The following is an 18,760-nucleotide window of genomic DNA, read 5'->3' as shown; positions in this document are numbered from 1 at the left end:
TTTAGTTATGATTTTAGAAGTAGCAGTTTTAAATGTTAAAGAAGGTCTTTCTAATGACTTTGAAGATAATTTTAAAAAAGCTGAAATTATTATTTCTTCAATGAAAGGATATGTTTCTCATCAATTAAAGAGATGTATAGAAGAAGATAATAAGTATATTTTATTAGTAAATTGGGAAACAATTGAAGATCACGAAATCGGATTTAGAAAATCAGATGAATATCAAGAATGGAAAGCATTATTGCATCATTTTTATGAACCTTTTCCAACAGTAGAACATTATAAGTAATGAAGATAAAACAATCAAAATACATGCGTTTATCAGGATTAGAACCCCTAATCTTGAATGAAAATAGCAATTTTATAAATGTTGGAGAACGTACAAATGTTGCAGGTTCTCGTAAGTTTTTACGATTAATTAAAGAAGAAAAATTTGATGAAGCTTTAGCAATAGCAAGACATCAAGTAGATGGTGGTGCACAAATTGTTGATATTAATATGGATGATGGACTTCTAGATGGAAAAGAAGCTATGGTTCGTTTTTTAAATTTGATAGCTGCAGAGCCAGATATTTGTAGAGTGCCAATGATGATTGACAGTTCTAAATGGGAAATCATTGAAGCTGGTTTACAAGTTGTACAAGGTAAATGTGTAGTAAATTCTATTTCTTTAAAAGAAGGAGAAGAAAAGTTTATTAGAGAAGCTAAACTTGTAAAACGTTATGGAGCTGCTGTAATTGTTATGGCTTTTGATGAAGTTGGACAAGCAGATACTTACCAGCGTAGAATAGAAATTGCACAACGTTCTTATGACGTTTTAGTTAACAAAGTTGGTTTTCCTAGTGAAGATATTATTTTCGATTTAAATATATTTCCTGTTGCTACAGGAATGGATGAGCATAGAAAAAATGCGATCGATTTTATTGAAGCAACACGTTGGGTAAGAGAAAATCTAGAAAATGTTTCTGTAAGTGGAGGTGTAAGTAACGTTTCGTTTTCTTTTAGAGGAAACAATGGAGTAAGAGAAGCAATGCACTCTGTGTTTTTATATTATGCGATTCAAGCTGGTATGAATATGGGAATTGTTAATCCTGCAATGTTAGAGGTGTATGATGATATCCCAAAAGATTTATTAGAACACATAGAAGATGTAATTCTTGATAGAAGAGATGATGCAACTGAACGTTTATTAGATTTTGCTGAAACTGTAAAAGGTTCTAAAAAAGAGAAAACGGTAGATTTATCTTGGAGAGAAAACTCTTTACAAGATAGAATTACGCATGCGTTAGTAAAAGGAATTGATGCTTTTATTATTGAAGATGTAGAAGAAGCTAGACAAATTGCAGAAAAACCAATTGAAGTTATTGAAGGCAACTTAATGATTGGTATGAATGTGGTTGGAGATTTATTTGGAGCAGGAAAAATGTTTTTGCCACAAGTAGTAAAATCTGCAAGAGTTATGAAAAAAGCAGTTGCTTATTTAAATCCATTTATTGAAGCAGAAAAAGGAGAAGAGCAAAAAGCTTTAGGTAAAATTTTAATGGCAACTGTAAAAGGTGATGTTCATGATATTGGTAAAAATATTGTGTCTGTCGTTTTAGGTTGTAACAATTACGAGATTGTAGATTTAGGAGTAATGGTTCCGCCAGAAAAAATTATTGAAGCAGCCAAAAGAGAAAATGTAGATGCTATTGGTTTAAGTGGTTTAATTACGCCTTCTTTAGATGAAATGGTGTATTTAGCCAAAGAAATGGAACGTCAAAACTTTGAGTTGCCATTGTTAATTGGGGGAGCAACAACCTCTAAAGCGCACACAGCCGTTAAAATAGATACACAATATAAAAATGCAGTTGTGCATGTTAATGATGCTTCTAGAGCAGTAACTGTTGTTGGAGACTTATTAAACAAGAAAACAAATAATCAATACGTTGCAGATTTAAAGAAAAATTATGATGAATTTAGAACCAAGTTTTTAAAACGAGGTAAAGAAAAATCATATATTTCTATTGATGAAGCTCGTAAACGTAAATATAAAATTGATTGGGATACTTCTGAAATTGTAAAACCTAAAGAGTTAGGAATTCAGACGTTAGAACAATTAAGTTTAAAAGAATTAGTGCCCTTTATAGATTGGAGTCCGTTTTTTAGAAGTTGGGATTTGCATGGTAAATTTCCAGCTATTTTAACAGATGAGGTTGTTGGTGAACAAGCATCAATAATGTACGAAGAAGCTCAAGCAATGATTGAAGAAATTATTGCAAAACAATTACTAAAACCAAAAGCAATTTTTGGTTTGTTTGAAGCCAATTCTATAAATGAAGATGATATTTCTATTCAGAAAAAAGGAGAAGAAATAGCAATTTTTAGAACTTTACGTCAGCAATTAAAGAAAAGAGAAGGAATACCTAATCATGCCTTGGCAGATTTTATTGCTCCAAAAGAAACTGGGTTAACAGATTATATGGGCGCCTTTTGTGTAGGAATTTTTGGAGCTCAAGAATTAGCAGATAGTTACAGAGCAAAAGAAGATGATTATAACGGAATTATGGCGCAAGCAATTGCAGACCGTTTTGCAGAAGCTTTTGCAGAATATTTGCACAAACAAATTAGAACAAAACATTGGGGTTATTCTTTTGACGAAGAATTATCTAATGACGATTTAATTAAAGAAAGTTATAAAGGAATTCGTCCTGCACCTGGTTATCCTGCTTGTCCTGATCATTTAGAAAAAGAAACTATTTGGGATTTACTAGATGTTGAAGCTCAAATAGGAGTAAAGTTAACAGAAAGTTTGGCAATGTGGCCAGCAGCAGCAGTTTCTGGATATTATTTTGCAAATAAAGAAGCAAAATATTTTGGTTTAGGTAAAATTACTGATGATCAAATAACTGATTATTCTGAACGTAAAGGAATTAAAAAAGAGAAAGCAAGAAAATGGTTACACCCTAATATTGCAGACCAATAATTGAATATGGAATTTATAGAATTAACATTAGGTAGTTATATTATTTCTCATGGTTACGATAATCAAAACAAAGAAATTATAGTACAAGTTCCTGCTAAGAATTTTGGTAAAAAATTAATTGCAGTTTCAAGAATTAAATCTTTGAGCGAAAAATATATTTTAACAGATTATGTTGATGGAAGATGGATTTATTGGGAATATAAAGAAGCTTTCGAAGATGTAAAGAAGCTATTAAGTAAGTAGCGTTAGCGATTGAAACGGCATCCTTTTTTGTTTTTTCAAAAAAGATATAGAGAAAAGCGCGACCTGAAAGGAAACGCAAAAATAAAATAAAATGAAAGTTACAGATCATATTAAAAATGCAAACGGAAAAACTTTATTTTCATTTGAAGTAATTCCGCCAAAAAAAGGAAAAAACATTCAAGATTTATACAACAATATAGATCCTTTAATGGAGTTTAATCCACCTTTTATAGACGTTACAACTTCGAGAGAAGAGTATGTTTATTTAGATAAAGGAAATGGACTTTTAGATAAGAGAATTACCAGAATGCGACCAGGAACTGTAGGTATTTGTGCCTCAATAATGCATAAATATCAAGTAGATGCTATACCACATTTATTATGTGGAGGTTTTACAAAAGAAGAAACAGAGTATGTTTTGGTAGATTGCCATTATTTAGGATTGGATAATGTAATGGCTTTACGTGGAGATTCTATGAAAGATGAACCGTATTTTAAGCCTGTAAAAGGAGGGAATGCTTTTGCAAGTGATTTAGTTTCTCAAATTTCTGATTTAAATAAAGGAAAATATTTACACGATAATGTAAATGTAGAACATTATTCAGATTTTTGTATTGGTATTGCTGGGTATCCAGAAAAGCATATGGAAGCTCCGTCTTTAGTATCAGATTTAAGACGACTAAAAGAAAAAGTAGATGCTGGTGCAGATTATGTGGTTACGCAAATGTTTTTTGATAACAATAAATATTTCGAGTTTGTAAAAGCTGCCAAAGAAATAGGAATTAATGTGCCAATTATTCCAGGAATTAAACCTTTAGCAGTAAAAAGACATTTACAAATTTTACCACAGGTTTTTAAAATAGATTTGCCACAAGATTTAATTGATGCTGTAGATAGTTGTAAAGATAATAAGGCTGTAAGACAAGTTGGTGTAGAGTTTGCAATACAACAATCTAAAGAATTATTAGCTGCAGGAGTGCCTGTTTTACACTATTATTCTATGGGTAAAAGTGATAACATTCAGGCAATTGCATCTGAGTTGTTTTAAATGTAAGATAAAGACTATTTATAGATAAATAGTAAAAAGTAATTTTTTTGAAAACAAGAAAGTAAATAAATTGTTTACTTTTGTATCTTAAAATAGAAATAACAATTTAAAAAATATAGAAAATGGCATTAGAAATAACAGACGCAAACTTTGACGAACTAGTATTACAATCTGACAAACCAGTTTTAGTAGATTTTTGGGCTGCTTGGTGTGGACCTTGTAGAATGGTTGGGCCAATTGTTGATGAAATTCATGCAGAATACGATGGTAAAGCTGTTGTTGGTAAAGTTGATGTTGATGCTAACCAAGAATTTGCGGCTAAATATGGTGTAAGAAATATACCAACTGTTTTAATCTTTAAAAACGGAGAAGTTGTAGATAAACAAGTAGGAGTTGCTCCTAAAAATGTTTACACAGGTAAAATTGATGCTGCTATATAAGTAGTATTAACATATTAAATAAGATAAAGGTTTGGCTAACGTCAAACCTTTTTTTATTTTTAGAATCTAATTTTTTTTTATGAAATTTTATCTCTCATTTATTGCTTGCTTTTTTATTTTGATTTCTTGTAAACAAGAAGAATCTTTAAAATTAGAAAAAGGAATTTCTTTTGAATTAGCTAAATATAGAAAACAACAAATTTCTGATGTTATTTATAATTTAGATTTTAAAATTCCGAAGGAAAAAGAAAATCTTATTGCTTCTAAATTAGAAGTTAACTTTACTATTAATGATTTAAAAAATGATGTTTTTTTAGATTTTAATGAAGAAACTTCTAAGTTGAAATCTGTAAAAATCAATGGTGAAACTTCTTTAATAAATCATCAAAAAGAACATGTAATTATTGATAAAACAAAATTAGTTTTAGGAAGTAATTCTGTTGAAATACTTTTTGATGCAGGAGAAAAATCACTCAATAGAAATGAAGAGTTTTTATATACTTTATTAGTGCCAGACAGAGCAAGTACATTGTTTCCTTGTTTTGATCAACCAGATATAAAAGCAAAATATAATTTAAGAATTACTGCGCCAAAAGATTGGAAAGTTTTAACAAGTGCTTTCGAAGAAAGCAGTTTAGAAATAAATGATTTTATAGAACATACTTTTGCAACTTCAGATTTAATGAGTACGTATTTGTTTTCTTTTGTTGCAGGTAAATTTACAGAAGAAACTAAAAACCCAGGAGCATTTGATATGCGTTTTCTCTATAGAGAAAACAATGACGAAAAGATTGCAGAAAGTATTGATAAGGTATTTAATATTCATCAACAATCAATTGATTTTTTAGAAGATTATACGCAAATAAAATTTCCTTATTCTAAAATGGATTTTGCTGCAATTCCGCCTTTTCAATATGGAGGTATGGAACATGTGGGTGCAATTCAATACAGGGAATCACATTTATTTTTAGATAAGAATGCAACTCAACGCAGAAAATTAAGTAGAGCTAAATTAATTGCACACGAAACATCACATATGTGGTTTGGAGATTTGGTAACTATGCGTTGGTTTAATGATGTTTGGATGAAAGAAGTCTTTGCTAATTTTATGGCAGATAAAATCATGAATCCTGTTTTTCCAGAGATAAATCACGATTTAAATTTTATGATGTCTCATTATCCAAGTGCGTATTCTGAAGACAGAACAAAGGGTACAAATGCTATTCGTCAAAATTTAGATAATTTAAAAAATGCAGGTTCTTTATACGGAAGAATCATTTATAACAAAGCGCCAATTATGATGCGCCAATTAGAATATTTATTAGGTGAAGAAGCTTTTAAAGAAGGTGTGCAAGAATACATTAAAACGTATTTAAATTCTAACGCAGATTGGAATGAATTGGTTGCTATTTTAGACAAGAAATCTCCTGGTAATATTAAAAATTGGAGTGATGTTTGGGTAAATTCTTCTGGAAGACCTGTTTTTTCTGAAGAAATAGAATACAATGAAAAAGGAAATGTTACTAAGTTTATTGTTCATCAAAACGCAGAAGATGGTTCTAATAAAGTTTGGGTACAGTCTTTTAAAATTCAATTAAAAGATAAAAGAGGTTATGAGAAGACGATTAATCTAAAAAACATGGAAAAATCTTTTGATATTACAGAAGCTGTAAAAGATTTTAAACCAGGTCAGGTTTTATACAATGTAAATGGTTTTGGATATGGTGTTTTTCCTATTTATAAAGATGAAATAAATACCTATAAAGATATTAAAGATGCAGTTTCTAGAGGTTATCAATTTATTAATTTATATGAAAATATGTTGGTTAAAAATATAACTCCTTTAGAAACGTATCAAGTGTTTTTAGATGCAATTCATACAGAAAAAAACGAATTAGTTATAAGCTATTTGTCAGGAAGAATTCAAACTATTTTTTGGAGTTTTTTAACTCCAGAACAACAAAATAATATTCAAAATAAAACTGAAAATAGTTTTACTGATTTATTAAAAAAAGAATTGCCAGCAAATATTAAAAGAACCCTGTTTAGTGTGTATAAATCAATTGCAATATCTGAAGAAGGAAAAGAAAATTTATATCAAATTTGGAGTGGCAAAAAGAAAATAAAAAATTTATTTTTAAATGAAAATGATTTTACTGCACTTGCAATGAATTTAGTAATTCTAAAACATGCTAAAGCAGAAGATATTTTAAGTTTACAACAAAAAAGAATTTCAAATCCAGATAGATTAGAACGATTTAAATGGCTATTACCATCTTTGTCAGCAAAAGAAAGTGTTAGAGATAATTTTATGAAATCACTTTTAGAAAAAGAAAATAGAGAAAAAGAATCTTGGGTGCAATCTGCACTCAGTAATATTCATCATCCCTTAAGACAAAAAACATCAATAAAACATTTAAAATCTATTTTAGATAAACTTGAAGAGGTGCAATTAACAGGAGATATATTTTTTCCTAAAGGATGGTTAGCGAGTTCTATTGGTAAATATACTTCTAAAGAAGCTTTTTATATTTTAGAGCAATTCTTAAAAGAAAACCCTAATTATAATCCAATTTTATTAAAGAAATTATTACAAACAACCGATAATTTAACTAGAGCACAAAACATTAAAAAATAGTATGAATTTATCTGAGATTAAATCTTCTGAAATTAAAAATCTAGACCTACTTGCAAAACAAGTAGTAGAGGGTTTTATTACAGGAATTCATAAAAGTCCTTTTCATGGTTTTTCTGTAGAATTTTCTGAACATAAACTTTATAATAAAGGACAAAGTACACGTCATATAGATTGGAAATTATTTGCAAAAACAGAAAAATTATATACCAAAAAATATGAAGAAGAAACTAATTTAAGATGTCATATTATTATTGATAACTCTGCATCTATGCATTACCCTGTTGTAAAAAAGCAAAGTCTTAATACTTTAAATAAAGTGGGTTTTTCTGCAGTTGCAGCTGCTTCTTTAATGGAAATTTTAAAACGACAAAGAGATGCAGTTGGTTTAAGTATTTATTCTGATGCCTATGAATATTATGCTCCAGAAAAAGGAAGTGATAGGCATAGAAGTATGTTATTACATCAATTAGAGCAATTATTAGTTTCAGAATCTAAAGCATCTACAGAAACGTATAGACTTTTACACGAAATAGCAGAAAAGATCCACAGACGTTCATTGATTTTTTTATTTACTGATATGTTTCAAACTTCTAAAGAAGATGAAGCATTATTTGAAGCTCTAAGACATTTAAAATATAATAAGCACGAAGTAATTTTGTTCCATACTTATGATAAACAAACAGAATTCAATTTTAATTTTGATAATTCACCTAAAAATTTTGTTGATATAGAAACAGGTGAAGAAATTAATATTTATCCAGAAAATATTCAGAATAATTATAAAGAATTGATTAGTGGGTATTTTAAGGAATTGAAAAATAAATGCTTACAGTATAAAATTGATTATATCCCTGTAGATATATCTGAGGGTTACAATAAAGTTTTAACTTCTTATTTAATAAGTAGAAAAAAAAATATATAATTTTTTTCAATTTATGTTTGCAGATGTAAAAATACGTTGTATATTTGCAACCGCTAAGAGCAACGGTCTGGTAGTTCAGCTGGTTAGAATACCTGCCTGTCACGCAGGGGGTCGCGGGTTCGAGTCCCGTCCAGACCGCAAAAAGCACTTCATTTATGAAGTGCTTTTTTTGTATATTTAACTTATAGTTATTTTAGGAGTAAAAAAAGATCTATATTAATTGGATTATTTTTTTGTTTTATAAATTTTTAGTTTAAAAACCCTGAGCAATTTTATCTAATTCATTATGATTAAGAATAGAAATATCTTTTCCTTTAAATTCTATAATTTTTTTCTTTTTTAAATCAGATAATAATCGAATTGCAGATTCTGTTGCAGTACCAATAATATTAGCAATATCTTCTCTAGAAAGATGTATATTAATAGTATCTTCTATACTTGTACCAAATCTACTGTGTAAATTTAACAAAGTTTCAGCTAAACGTTGTTTAACTGTTTTTTGAGCCATATCTACAATAATATTATCTGCTTGTTTTAATGTTTTAGCCATTTCTTTAAGAACACTCATAGAAAAAGTAGGGTTTTTAGATAAATCTTTAAGGATTTCTTCTTTTGGGATAAAACAAACTTGCATTTCATTTAATGCTACAGCTTTAAGGTTAGAAGCTTCATCAGAAATTAAACTTCTTTCTCCTAACAAATCTCCCTTTGTAACTAAACTAATAATTTGGTTTCTCCCATTTTCACTCATTTTAGAAACCTTACAAATACCATCTTTAATACAAAAAATACCTTTTAAGCGTTCTCCTTCTTTAAAAAGAGTTTCTCCTTTTTTAATGGTTTTAGAAGTTTTACAATTAGACATTCTAACTAATTCTTCTCTACTTAAGTGTTTTAAAGAATTAAATTGACGAATTATACATTGCTCACATTTACTCATAATTAGGTTCGTTAATTCTAGTACAAATATAATTTACACTGAATTTTAAAAGCTGATAAATATCATATTTTTAAGTAGCTTCTTATTGCAAATTTGTAAAAGGCAAAAGAGTAAATATGAAATCTACACAATGTTATCACTGTGGTGATTTTTGTGATGATAAATTAATAGAATTTGATGATAAATATTTTTGTTGTAATGGTTGTAAAACTGTGTACGAAATTTTTTCTAAAAATGATTTAACTTGTTATTACGATTTTCAAGACAATCCTGGAGCAATTCCAACTGAAATTCAGGGAAAATACGATTTCTTGGATAATAATGAAATTACAGCAAAATTATTAGATTTTAATGATGGAAATACACAGGTTGTAACTTTGTTTATACCCCATATTCATTGTAGTTCATGTATATGGGTTTTAGAAAATTTGCATAAACTAAATTCTAAAGTATCATCATCTCAAGTAAATTTTCCTAAGAAAACAGTAAGAATAACTTTCAATTCTATTAAAACGTCTTTAAAAGAAATTGTGCTTTTAATGAGTTCTATAGGTTATGAACCTTATATAAGTTTAGAAGATTATGAAGGAGGAAAAAAAGTAGTTGATAGAAGCTTAATTTATAAATTAGGAATAGCAGGTTTTGCTTTTGGAAATGTAATGTTTCTTTCTTTTCCAGAATATTTTCAGGTAGATGGTTTTTGGATAGAAAACTATAAAGGTATATTTAGATGGTTAATGTTTTGTTTCTCGTTGCCAGTAGTTTTTTATGCAGGAAGCGATTATTTTATTTCTGCTTTTAAAGGTTTAAGGTCTAAAATATTAAATATTGATGTTCCAATAGCACTCGGTATTTCCGTTTTATTTATTAGAAGTTCTATAGAAATTATTTTTGATTTAGGAACCGGTTTTTTTGACAGTTTAACGGGTTTGGTTTTCTTTTTATTACTTGGAAAGTTTTTTCAACAAAAAACATATAATTTCTTATCATTTGAAAGAGATTATAAATCTTATTTCCCAATTGCTGTTACAAGAATAAGGCAAAATAAAGAAGAAAATGTACAGATTTATGATATAGAAAAAGGAGATAGATTATTAATTAGAAATCACGAATTAATTCCTGTAGATGGTATTTTAATAAATGGAAATGCAAATATTGATTACAGTTTTGTTACAGGAGAAGCAGCACCTGTTTCTAAAAAATCTGGAGACAAGATTTTTGCGGGAGGAAAACAACTTTCTGGCGTTGTTGAAATGGAGGTTTTAGCTTCAGTTTCTCAAAGTTATTTAACACAATTATGGAGTAATGATGTTTTTCAAAAAGATAAGAAATCATCTTTTAAAACCATCACAGATACTATTAGTAAAAACTTTACAATTGTTGTGTTGTTCATCGCTTTTGTATCTACTACATATTGGCTTTTTATTGATGTTGGTGTAGCCTTAAATGTTTTTACTTCTGTATTAATTATTGCTTGCCCTTGTGCCATTGCATTGGCAGCACCTTTTACTCTAGGTAACATGTTACGTATTTTTGGTAGAGAAAAATTCTATTTAAAAAATGCTACAGTTGTAGAGCAGTTAGCTGCAGTAGATTCTTTAATTTTTGATAAAACAGGTACCCTAACAACACATAAAGAAAATACAATAACTTATAATGGAATTGAGTTAAATGAACTAGAAAAAAGTATTTTAAAAAGTTCTTTAAGAGCTTCAAATCATCCTTTAAGTAGAATACTTTACAATTCTTTAGAACTAGTTAAAACAATAACCATTTCTAATTATAAAGAAGTTGTAGGAAAAGGAATAGAAGTAGAATATAATGGTATTAAGTTAAAATTAGGTTCTTCTTCTTATGTATTAAATGAGTATGATAAGTCTACTCTTAATACTGCTGTTTATGTAAGTATTGATAATGATTATAGAGGAAAATTTATATTTAAAAACTCTTATAGAAAAGGGGTGAAGCAAATGTTTAATTCATTAAAAAATGATTATGATTTATCTGTAGTTTCTGGAGATAATGAAGGTGAAAAAAAATATTTAGAAGAAAATTTACCAGAAGGAACTAATTTGTTGTTTAACCAAAAACCAGAAGATAAACTAGAAGTTATTGCTAGCCTTCAAAAAAACAATAAAATTGTTGCTATGATTGGTGATGGTTTAAATGATGCTGGTGCCTTAGCTCAAAGTGATGTAGGTATTGCGTTGTCAGAAAACATTAATGTGTTTTCTCCTGCTTGTGATGGTATTTTAGATGCATCAAAATTTAATAAAATAGAAACATATATAAGAGCTTCAAAAAAAGCATTACAAATTATAAGGTACTGCTTTATCTTATCTTTATGTTATAATCTAATAGGATTGTATTTTGCTGTTACAGGGCAATTAATGCCAGTAATTGCAGCAATTTTAATGCCCTTAAGTTCTATAAGCATAGTAATATTTACAACAATATCAACCAATTTATTGGGTAATAAAATAAAATAATTATGAGTGTTCACATTGAAGCAAAAAAAGGAGAAATAGCAGAAACAGTTTTACTACCAGGAGATCCAATGAGAGCAAAATGGATTGCAGATACATTTTTGCAAAACATTGTTCAATACAATGATGTTCGCGGAATGTTAGGTTTTACAGGAACTTATAAAGGAAAGAAAATTTCGGTTCAAGGAACAGGAATGGGAATTCCATCTACATTAATTTATGCTACAGAATTAATTACAGAATATGGAGTAAAAAACTTAATAAGAGTTGGTTCTGCAGGTTCTTATCAGAAAGAAGTTAAAATTAGAGATATTGTTTTAGCAATGGCTGCATCAACAAATTCTGGTTTAAACACCATTCGTTTTAATGGTGCAGATTATGCGCCAACAGCAAGTTTTAAATTATTACAAAAAGCTATAGAAGTTGCTAAAGACAAAAACATTCCTATTAAAGCTGGTGGAATTTTAAGTTCAGATGAATTTTATGCAGATGAGTTTGATAGTTATAAAAAATGGGCAGATTATGGTGTTTTATGCGTAGAAATGGAAACTTCTGGTTTGTATACAGTAGCAGCAAAACACAATGTAAATGCATTAGCTATTTTAACAATTTCAGATAGTTTAGTTACAAAAGAAAGAACAACTTCTGAAGAAAGAGAACAAACCTTTAAAGAAATGATTGAAATTGCTTTAGAGCTTTCTTAATAAAAAATAAATGACAAAATCATTAGTACAAAAATATAATATTCCAGGACCTAGATACACTAGTTATCCTACAGTTCCTTACTGGAATAAAGAAGGTATAGATAAACAAGTTTGGATTCAGTCTTTTCAAACATCCTTTAAAGAAAGTAATACTACAGAAGGAATTAGTATTTATATTCATTTGCCTTTTTGTGATAGCTTATGTACGTTTTGTGCGTGTCATAAGCATATTACAAAACGTCATGAAGTTGAAGAAGAATATATTGAAACTGTTTTAAAAGAATGGAAATTGTATGTTGCTTTGGTTGATGAAACTCCAATTATTAAAGAATTACATTTAGGAGGAGGAACTCCTACTTTTTTTTCAAAAGAAAACTTAGAGTATTTAATAGACGGTATTTTTGCGTTTTCAAATAAACATCCAGAAGCAGAATTTAGTTTTGAAGGGCATCCAAATAACACTACCAAAGAACAATTACAAACATTGTTTAATTGTGGTTTTACAAGAGTGAGTTTTGGTGTACAAGATTATAATGAAACTGTACAAAAAGCAATCCATAGAATTCAACCTTTTTCAGAAGTAGAAAAAGTAACAAAATGGGCTAGAGAAATAGGGTACAATTCTGTAAGTCACGATTTAATTTTTGGTTTACCATTTCAAACAAAAGAGAATGTAATTCATACAATTAATAAAACCAAAGAATTACAACCAGATAGAATTTCATTTTACAGTTACGCACATGTTCCTTGGGTAAAAGGAGTTGGTCAAAGAGGATTTAATGAAAATGATTTGCCAAAGAATGATGAAAAAAGAGAACTGTATGAAATAGGAAAAGAACTTTTTGCAGAATTAGGATATGTAGAAATTGGTATGGATCATTTTGCTATAAAAACAGATAGTTTGTATAAGGCAACTATCAACAAAACATTGCACAGAAATTTTATGGGTTATACAGCCAATAAAACGCAGTTAATGATAGGTTTAGGGATGTCTGCAATTTCAGATTCTTGGTATGCATTTGCACAAAATGTAAAAACTGTAAAAGAGTATCAAAAAAATGTGAATGCAGGAGAAATTCCAATATTTAGAGGGCATTTATTATCAAAAGAAGATAGAGTAATCAGAAAACATATTTTAAATATTATGTGTCATTTTTCCACTTCGTGGGAAGAAAAATCGATGAGAATAAATAATATCGAAATACATTTAGCTTTATTACAAGAAATGGAGCGAGATGGTTTAGTTCAAATCGATAGAAAATCAAAAAACTTAAAAATACCCCAAGAAGCAAGGCCTTACGTAAGAAATATTTGTATGGCTTTTGATATTCACCTTTTAGAGAATAAACCTAAAACACAATTGTTTTCAATGACAATTTAAGTAGAATCATTCTAGATTAGGTGAACATGACATTTATCATGTTTTAGAAAAGTGACCAATATTATTTTTGGATCAATTATCAGGCAAGATATGAGCGTAATATACCTACTACTAACTATTAGTATAATAGTAGCAATCTTATTTTTTATCGCATTTATTTATTCAGTTAAAACTGGGCAATTTGATGATTCATATACGCCATCAGTTCGTATGCTATTTGATGATGAATTAGTAAAAGATACAGAAGAAAAATCAACTAAAGACTAAATTTAATATTATGGAAATGCAACAATTTTATTACGATAATAAGATCGTAAAAAAATTCATCTATGCAACACTTCTTTGGGGAATTGTAGGATTCTCAGTAGGATTGTTACTAGCTTTTATGTTTTTATTCCCAAATCTTACAGATGGGATTTCATGGCTTAGTTTTGGGCGTTTAAGACCATTACATACCAATGCTGTGATTTTTGCCTTTGTTGGTAACGCAATTTATGCAGGGGTTTATTATTCGCTTCAGCGTTTGTTAAAAGCAAGAATGGCGAGTAACTTTTTAAGTAACTTCAATTTTTGGGGATGGCAATTAATTATTGTTGCAGCTGCCATAACATTACCTTTAGGTTACACATCTTCTAAAGAGTATGCAGAATTAGAATGGCCAATAGATATTGCAATTGCACTTGTTTGGGTTGCTTTTGGTGTAAATATGATTTGGACTATTTTACAAAGAAGACAACGTCACTTATATGTTGCTATTTGGTTCTATTTAGGAACTTTCGTTACTGTGGCTGTTCTTCATATTTTTAACAGTTTAGAATTACCAGTTACTTTCTTAAAATCTTATTCTGTTTATGCAGGTGTACAAGATGCACTTGTACAATGGTGGTATGGGCATAATGCAGTGGCATTTTTCTTAACAACACCATTTTTAGGGTTAATGTATTATTTTGTTCCAAAAGCAGCAAATAGACCTGTTTATTCATATAGATTGTCTATTGTTCACTTTTGGTCTTTAATATTTATTTATATCTGGGCAGGACCTCACCATTTACTTTATACAGCATTACCAGAATGGGCTCAAAACTTAGGTGTTGCATTTTCTGTAATGTTAATTGCTCCATCTTGGGGAGGTATGATTAATGGGTTATTAACTTTACGTGGAGCTTGGGATAAAGTAAGAACAGATCCTGTTTTAAAATTCATGGTAGTTGCAATTACTGGTTATGGTATGGCAACTTTTGAAGGCCCAATGTTATCATTAAAAAATGTAAATGCAATTGCTCATTTTTCTGATTGGATTATTGCACACGTTCACGTGGGTGCATTAGCGTGGAATGGTTTCTTAACATTTGGTATGTTGTACTGGTTAATTCCTAGAATGTTTAAAACAAAATTATACTCTACAGCATTAGCAAACTTTCATTTTTGGATTGGTACTTTAGGGATTATTATGTATACATTACCAATGTATGTAGCGGGTTTTGTTCAGGCTTCTATGTGGAAACAATTTAATCCTGATGGATCTTTAACTTATGGTAATTTCTTAGAAACTGTACATGAAATTATACCAATGTATTGGATGCGTGCAATTGGAGGGTCATTATTTATATTAGGTGCATTTGTAATGTTATATAATGTTGTTAGAACAGTTAGTTCAGGAACAGATGTTACAGATGAGCTAGCAGAAGCACCAGCTTTAGCAAAAGTACCAACTTATAGAACAAAAGGAGAAGGATACCACACTTGGTTAGAAAGAAAACCAATAAAATTAACTATTTATGCAACGATTGCAATTTTAATTGGTGGTGTTGTTCAAATTATACCAACATTATTAATAGACTCAAATATTCCAACAATTAGTAGTGTAAAACCTTATTCACCTTTAGAGTTAGAAGGACGTGATATTTATATTAGAGAAGGTTGTGTTGGATGTCATTCTCAAATGATTAGACCTTTTAGAAGTGAGGTTGAGCGTTATGGAGAATATTCTAAAGCAGGTGAGTATGTTTATGATCATCCATTTTTATGGGGATCAAAACGTACAGGACCAGACTTACATAGAATAGGTCAGAAATATAATGACAGCTGGCACTTAAACCATATGTACGATCCACAAAGTACATCACCAGGTTCTATTATGCCTTCTTACAAATGGTTAGTTAGAAATGAACTTGATAAATCTGATACAGAAGCTAAAATGGAAGCTATGGTTACTTTAGGAGTTCCTTATAGTGAAGAAGATATTGCAAATGCACAACTGCATATGTTAGAGCAAGGAACTTTAATTGAACAAAACTTATATTCTGACCCAGATTTTGCTAAAAATTATGAAGCAGATAAAAAGTATGCTCAAGAAAACGGAGAAACGTTTATAGAAATGAAAAATAGAGAAATTGTAGCGGTTATAGCATATATACAACGTTTAGGAACTGATATAAAAGTTAAAGACGAACAAAAAATTTCTAAAAAATAAAGACATGTTAAAATTTGTAAAAAACCATATGGAAAGTATTACTGGTATAGAAATATACCCAATGATATCATTAATTATATTCTTTACTTTTTTTGTAGCCTTATTTTGGTGGGTTCTTACAGCAAAAAAAGAATATATAAACAAGGTAAGTAATTTACCATTTGATCAATAAAAACGAAATAAAATGAAAAAATATTTTCAATCTACGATATATATAATCTTTGTAATTGTTACGTTTTTAGCGCTTGCAAAGTCGTTTATGGTGTACGAAAATCCATTTAATATTTATGAAAACCCATTAGTTTGGATAGCTCTTATTGGTTTTATTTTAGTTGTAGTTTTAAAAGAGATGGTAAACGTAATTGCTATTACTAAAGCTACAGAACTTCAAAATGAAAAACTAGGAATTGTTCCGCAAGAAAGTAATGCTTGGGTTAAAAAATTAATCCAATCTTGGACAAAAGCTAAAGATATAGATCATGAAGAAGAAATTGTTTTAGATCATAATTATGATGGAATTAAAGAATTAGACAATACTTTACCACCATGGTGGGTATATATGTTTTATGCAACAATTATTTTTGCAGTGGTTTATTTAGTAAGGTTTCATGTTTTAGATGGAGATAATCAGTTTATAGAGTATGATAAAGCTGTTGCAGAAGCAAAAGTTGCCTTAAAGAAATATAAATCTACAGCTCCAGATTTAATAACTGCAGAAAACGTTACGCTATTAACAGAGGCTAAAGATTTAAGTAGAGGTAAAGCTATATTTAAATTAAATTGTGCATCATGTCATTTAGCTGATGGAGGGGGTTCTATCGGTCCTAATTTAACAGATGAGTTTTGGATTTTAGGAGGAGGAATTAAAAATGTGTTTACTACTATTTCTAATGGAGGTAGAGATGGTAAAGGAATGATTGCTTGGAACAAAACCTTAAAAGCTGCAGATATGGCTAAAGTAGCGAGTTATGTAATTTCTTTACAAGGAACTACACCTGCAAATGGTAAAGCACCTCAAGGAGAAAAATGGGTGCAAGAAGTAGAAGGAGCTAAAGTAGAATAATAAGTTTAACAATGTAGTTTGTGATGGGAGCGCCTGAAAAAGAAACATTTAGAGATAGTATTGGTACAATTGATAAGTCTGGTAAGCGTTCTTGGGTTTTTCCCAAAAAACCAAGTGGTTTTTTTTATAAGTACAGAACTTATGTGAGTTATTTCTTATTATTAATTCTATTAGCTTCACCCTTTATAAAAATTAATGGAAATCAGTTTTTATTATTTAATGTATTAGAACGTAAGTTTAATATATTCGGATTTCCTTTTTGGCCTCAAGATTTTCACCTTTTAGTTATCTCAATGATTATTGGTGTGGTGTTTGTTATTCTTTTTACAGTTGTTTTTGGACGAATTTTCTGTGGATGGATTTGCCCTCAAACCATTTTTTTAGAAATGGTTTTTAGAAAAATAGAGTATTTGATTGATGGTGATAGAGGAAAGCAAATTAGGTTAAGTAAACAGCCTTGGAATGCAGAAAAGATTAGAAAAAGACTTCTAAAATGGTTTATTTTCTTTGTAATTTCTTTTATAATTGCCAATGTGTTTTTAGCTTATTTAATAGGTGGAGATACACTTATAAGTTATATTACAGGAAACCCTTTTGATAATATTAGTACATTAATTTCCCTATTAATTTTTACAGGTGTTTTCTATTTTATTTTTGCTTGGTTTAGAGAGCAAGTATGTATAATTGCTTGTCCTTATGGAAGACTACAAGGTGTTTTATTAGATAATAAAACTATTAATGTAGCTTATGATTATAAACGTGGAGAAGGAGAAAAAGGTAGAGCTAAATTCCGAAAAAATGAAGATAGAGCTTCTGTTGGTAAAGGAGATTGTATAGACTGTAAACAATGTATTGTTGTTTGTCCTACCAATATAGATATTAGAAATGGTACTCAATTAGAATGTGTTAACTGTACAGCTTGCATTGATGAATGTGATCATATGATGGAACAAGTAGGTTTGTCAACAGGATTAATTAGGTATGCAAGTGAAGATAATATAGCCAAAAAGAATCCATTTAAATTTACCGCAAGAATGAAAGGTTATTCTGCAGTACTATTTATATTAGTAGGTATTCTAATAGGGATGTTGTTTTTAAGAAATGATGTTGAAGCAACAATTTTAAGATTACCAGGTCAATTATATCAACATAAAGAAAACAATATTATTAGTAATGTTTATACTTTTAAAGTAATAAATAAAACAACTAAAGATATTAAAGATGTTAGTTATAAGATTTTATCTCATAAAGGAACTATTAAACTAGTTTCTAATCAGGATTTTGTGGTTCCAAAACAAGGCTTAGCAGAAGGAACATTATTTATAGAGATGAATGCTGCAGCTTTAAAACAAGATAAAATAAAATTAGAAATAGGAGTTTATAGTGGAGGTAAATTAATTGAAACTACAATAACTAATTTCTTAGGTCCTAGAAGTTATAAATAATTATTATTATTAT

At 29.2% G+C, this 18,760-nt stretch carries 16 protein-coding genes and 1 tRNA gene; 16 read left to right on the top strand and 1 reads right to left on the bottom strand.

Annotated features, from left to right (window positions below; genetic code table 11):
- Positions 1-7 precede the first annotated feature (7 nt).
- The 8 genes from ABJG40_RS06585 to ABJG40_RS06550 all read left to right on the top strand — a co-directional run bounded on the left by ABJG40_RS06585 (position 8) and on the right by ABJG40_RS06550 (position 8,393).
- Positions 8-289 carry an antibiotic biosynthesis monooxygenase gene (locus tag ABJG40_RS06585; protein WP_348023784.1) on the top strand — a complete coding sequence of 94 codons (282 nt, stop codon included), beginning with the start codon at positions 8-10 and terminating at the stop codon, positions 287-289.
- Complete coding sequence (gene metH, locus ABJG40_RS06580) at positions 289-2,964, top strand: methionine synthase (protein ID WP_348023783.1); 2,676 nt, start codon at positions 289-291, stop codon at positions 2,962-2,964. Before ABJG40_RS06585 ends, metH begins: the two co-directional genes overlap by 1 nt.
- Before the next feature lie 6 nt (positions 2,965-2,970).
- Positions 2,971-3,207 (top strand): hypothetical protein, encoded by a 237-nt coding sequence (locus tag ABJG40_RS06575; RefSeq protein ID WP_348023782.1) that lies wholly within the window; start codon positions 2,971-2,973, stop codon positions 3,205-3,207.
- Positions 3,208-3,298: 91 nt separating this feature from the next.
- Positions 3,299-4,255 carry a methylenetetrahydrofolate reductase [NAD(P)H] gene (metF, locus tag ABJG40_RS06570; protein ID WP_348023781.1) on the top strand — a complete coding sequence of 319 codons (957 nt, stop codon included), beginning with the start codon at positions 3,299-3,301 and terminating at the stop codon, positions 4,253-4,255.
- A 122-nt stretch (positions 4,256-4,377) separates the two neighbouring features.
- Positions 4,378-4,695, top strand: a complete 318-nt coding sequence (trxA, locus tag ABJG40_RS06565; protein WP_348023780.1) for a thioredoxin — start codon at positions 4,378-4,380, stop codon at positions 4,693-4,695.
- Positions 4,696-4,774: 79 nt separating this feature from the next.
- Positions 4,775-7,333, top strand: a complete 2,559-nt coding sequence (locus ABJG40_RS06560; protein WP_348023779.1) for a M1 family aminopeptidase — start codon at positions 4,775-4,777, stop codon at positions 7,331-7,333.
- Position 7,334: 1 nt separating this feature from the next.
- A complete protein-coding gene (locus ABJG40_RS06555; RefSeq protein ID WP_348023778.1) occupies positions 7,335-8,255 on the top strand; it encodes a DUF58 domain-containing protein in 921 nt (306 codons plus the stop codon).
- Between the two features lie 64 nt (positions 8,256-8,319).
- Positions 8,320-8,393, top strand: a tRNA-Asp gene (locus ABJG40_RS06550).
- A 115-nt stretch (positions 8,394-8,508) separates the two neighbouring features.
- Here ABJG40_RS06550 and ABJG40_RS06545 read toward each other — a convergent pair.
- The gene (locus ABJG40_RS06545) at positions 8,509-9,195 is read right to left on the bottom strand and encodes a Crp/Fnr family transcriptional regulator (protein WP_348023777.1); all 687 of its coding nucleotides are present in this window, start codon (positions 9,193-9,195) and stop codon (positions 8,509-8,511) included.
- A gap of 116 nt (positions 9,196-9,311) precedes the next feature.
- On the opposite strand from ABJG40_RS06545, the gene ABJG40_RS06540 reads away from it, so the two are divergent.
- From ABJG40_RS06540 to ccoG, 8 genes are all read left to right on the top strand, one after another.
- Positions 9,312-11,684, top strand: coding sequence for a heavy metal translocating P-type ATPase metal-binding domain-containing protein (locus ABJG40_RS06540; RefSeq protein ID WP_348023776.1), 2,373 nt, complete (start codon positions 9,312-9,314; stop codon positions 11,682-11,684).
- 2 nt (positions 11,685-11,686) lie between these two features.
- Positions 11,687-12,385 carry a purine-nucleoside phosphorylase gene (deoD, locus tag ABJG40_RS06535; RefSeq protein WP_348023775.1) on the top strand — a complete coding sequence of 233 codons (699 nt, stop codon included), beginning with the start codon at positions 11,687-11,689 and terminating at the stop codon, positions 12,383-12,385.
- A gap of 10 nt (positions 12,386-12,395) precedes the next feature.
- Complete coding sequence (gene hemN, locus ABJG40_RS06530; RefSeq protein WP_348023774.1) at positions 12,396-13,766, top strand: oxygen-independent coproporphyrinogen III oxidase; 1,371 nt, start codon at positions 12,396-12,398, stop codon at positions 13,764-13,766.
- 90 nt (positions 13,767-13,856) lie between these two features.
- Entirely contained in the window at positions 13,857-14,033 is a 177-nt protein-coding gene (gene ccoS / locus ABJG40_RS06525; RefSeq protein WP_348023773.1) for a cbb3-type cytochrome oxidase assembly protein CcoS, read from the top strand.
- A 10-nt stretch (positions 14,034-14,043) separates the two neighbouring features.
- Positions 14,044-16,239, top strand: a complete 2,196-nt coding sequence (ccoN, locus tag ABJG40_RS06520) for a cytochrome-c oxidase, cbb3-type subunit I (protein WP_348023772.1) — start codon at positions 14,044-14,046, stop codon at positions 16,237-16,239.
- A 4-nt stretch (positions 16,240-16,243) separates the two neighbouring features.
- Positions 16,244-16,411 (top strand): CcoQ/FixQ family Cbb3-type cytochrome c oxidase assembly chaperone, encoded by a 168-nt coding sequence (locus ABJG40_RS06515; RefSeq protein ID WP_348023771.1) that lies wholly within the window; start codon positions 16,244-16,246, stop codon positions 16,409-16,411.
- Between the two features lie 12 nt (positions 16,412-16,423).
- Positions 16,424-17,302: a cbb3-type cytochrome c oxidase N-terminal domain-containing protein gene (locus ABJG40_RS06510; RefSeq protein ID WP_348023770.1), complete on the top strand. Its 879-nt coding sequence runs from the start codon at positions 16,424-16,426 to the stop codon at positions 17,300-17,302.
- A gap of 23 nt (positions 17,303-17,325) precedes the next feature.
- Complete coding sequence (ccoG, locus tag ABJG40_RS06505; RefSeq protein ID WP_348023769.1) at positions 17,326-18,747, top strand: cytochrome c oxidase accessory protein CcoG; 1,422 nt, start codon at positions 17,326-17,328, stop codon at positions 18,745-18,747.
- Positions 18,748-18,760: the final 13 nt, after the last annotated feature.

Source organism: Polaribacter sp. (genome assembly GCF_039939415.1).
In the GTDB taxonomy this organism is placed as follows: Bacteria; Bacteroidota; Bacteroidia; order Flavobacteriales; family Flavobacteriaceae; genus Polaribacter.
This window is presented reverse-complemented; position numbering and strand designations above follow the sequence as displayed.

Bases quoted from the DNA above. Each gene is read 5' to 3' on its own strand.
- hemN (WP_348023774.1), top strand. From the start codon at position 12,396: ATGACAAAATCATTAGTACAAAAATATAATATTCCAGGACCTAGATAC.
- ABJG40_RS06545 (WP_348023777.1), bottom strand. From the start codon at position 9,195: ATGAGTAAATGTGAGCAATGTATAATTCGTCAATTTAATTCTTTAAAA.
- ABJG40_RS06510 (WP_348023770.1), top strand. From the start codon at position 16,424: ATGAAAAAATATTTTCAATCTACGATATATATAATCTTTGTAATTGTT.
- deoD (WP_348023775.1), top strand. From the start codon at position 11,687: ATGAGTGTTCACATTGAAGCAAAAAAAGGAGAAATAGCAGAAACAGTT.
- ccoN (WP_348023772.1), top strand. From the start codon at position 14,044: ATGGAAATGCAACAATTTTATTACGATAATAAGATCGTAAAAAAATTC.
- metH (WP_348023783.1), top strand. From the start codon at position 289: ATGAAGATAAAACAATCAAAATACATGCGTTTATCAGGATTAGAACCC.
- ABJG40_RS06515 (WP_348023771.1), top strand. From the start codon at position 16,244: ATGTTAAAATTTGTAAAAAACCATATGGAAAGTATTACTGGTATAGAA.
- ABJG40_RS06540 (WP_348023776.1), top strand. From the start codon at position 9,312: ATGAAATCTACACAATGTTATCACTGTGGTGATTTTTGTGATGATAAA.
- ABJG40_RS06555 (WP_348023778.1), top strand. From the start codon at position 7,335: ATGAATTTATCTGAGATTAAATCTTCTGAAATTAAAAATCTAGACCTA.
- trxA (WP_348023780.1), top strand. From the start codon at position 4,378: ATGGCATTAGAAATAACAGACGCAAACTTTGACGAACTAGTATTACAA.
- metF (WP_348023781.1), top strand. From the start codon at position 3,299: ATGAAAGTTACAGATCATATTAAAAATGCAAACGGAAAAACTTTATTT.
- ABJG40_RS06585 (WP_348023784.1), top strand. From the start codon at position 8: ATGATTTTAGAAGTAGCAGTTTTAAATGTTAAAGAAGGTCTTTCTAAT.
- ccoS (WP_348023773.1), top strand. From the start codon at position 13,857: ATGAGCGTAATATACCTACTACTAACTATTAGTATAATAGTAGCAATC.
- ccoG (WP_348023769.1), top strand. From the start codon at position 17,326: ATGGGAGCGCCTGAAAAAGAAACATTTAGAGATAGTATTGGTACAATT.
- ABJG40_RS06560 (WP_348023779.1), top strand. From the start codon at position 4,775: ATGAAATTTTATCTCTCATTTATTGCTTGCTTTTTTATTTTGATTTCT.
- ABJG40_RS06575 (WP_348023782.1), top strand. From the start codon at position 2,971: ATGGAATTTATAGAATTAACATTAGGTAGTTATATTATTTCTCATGGT.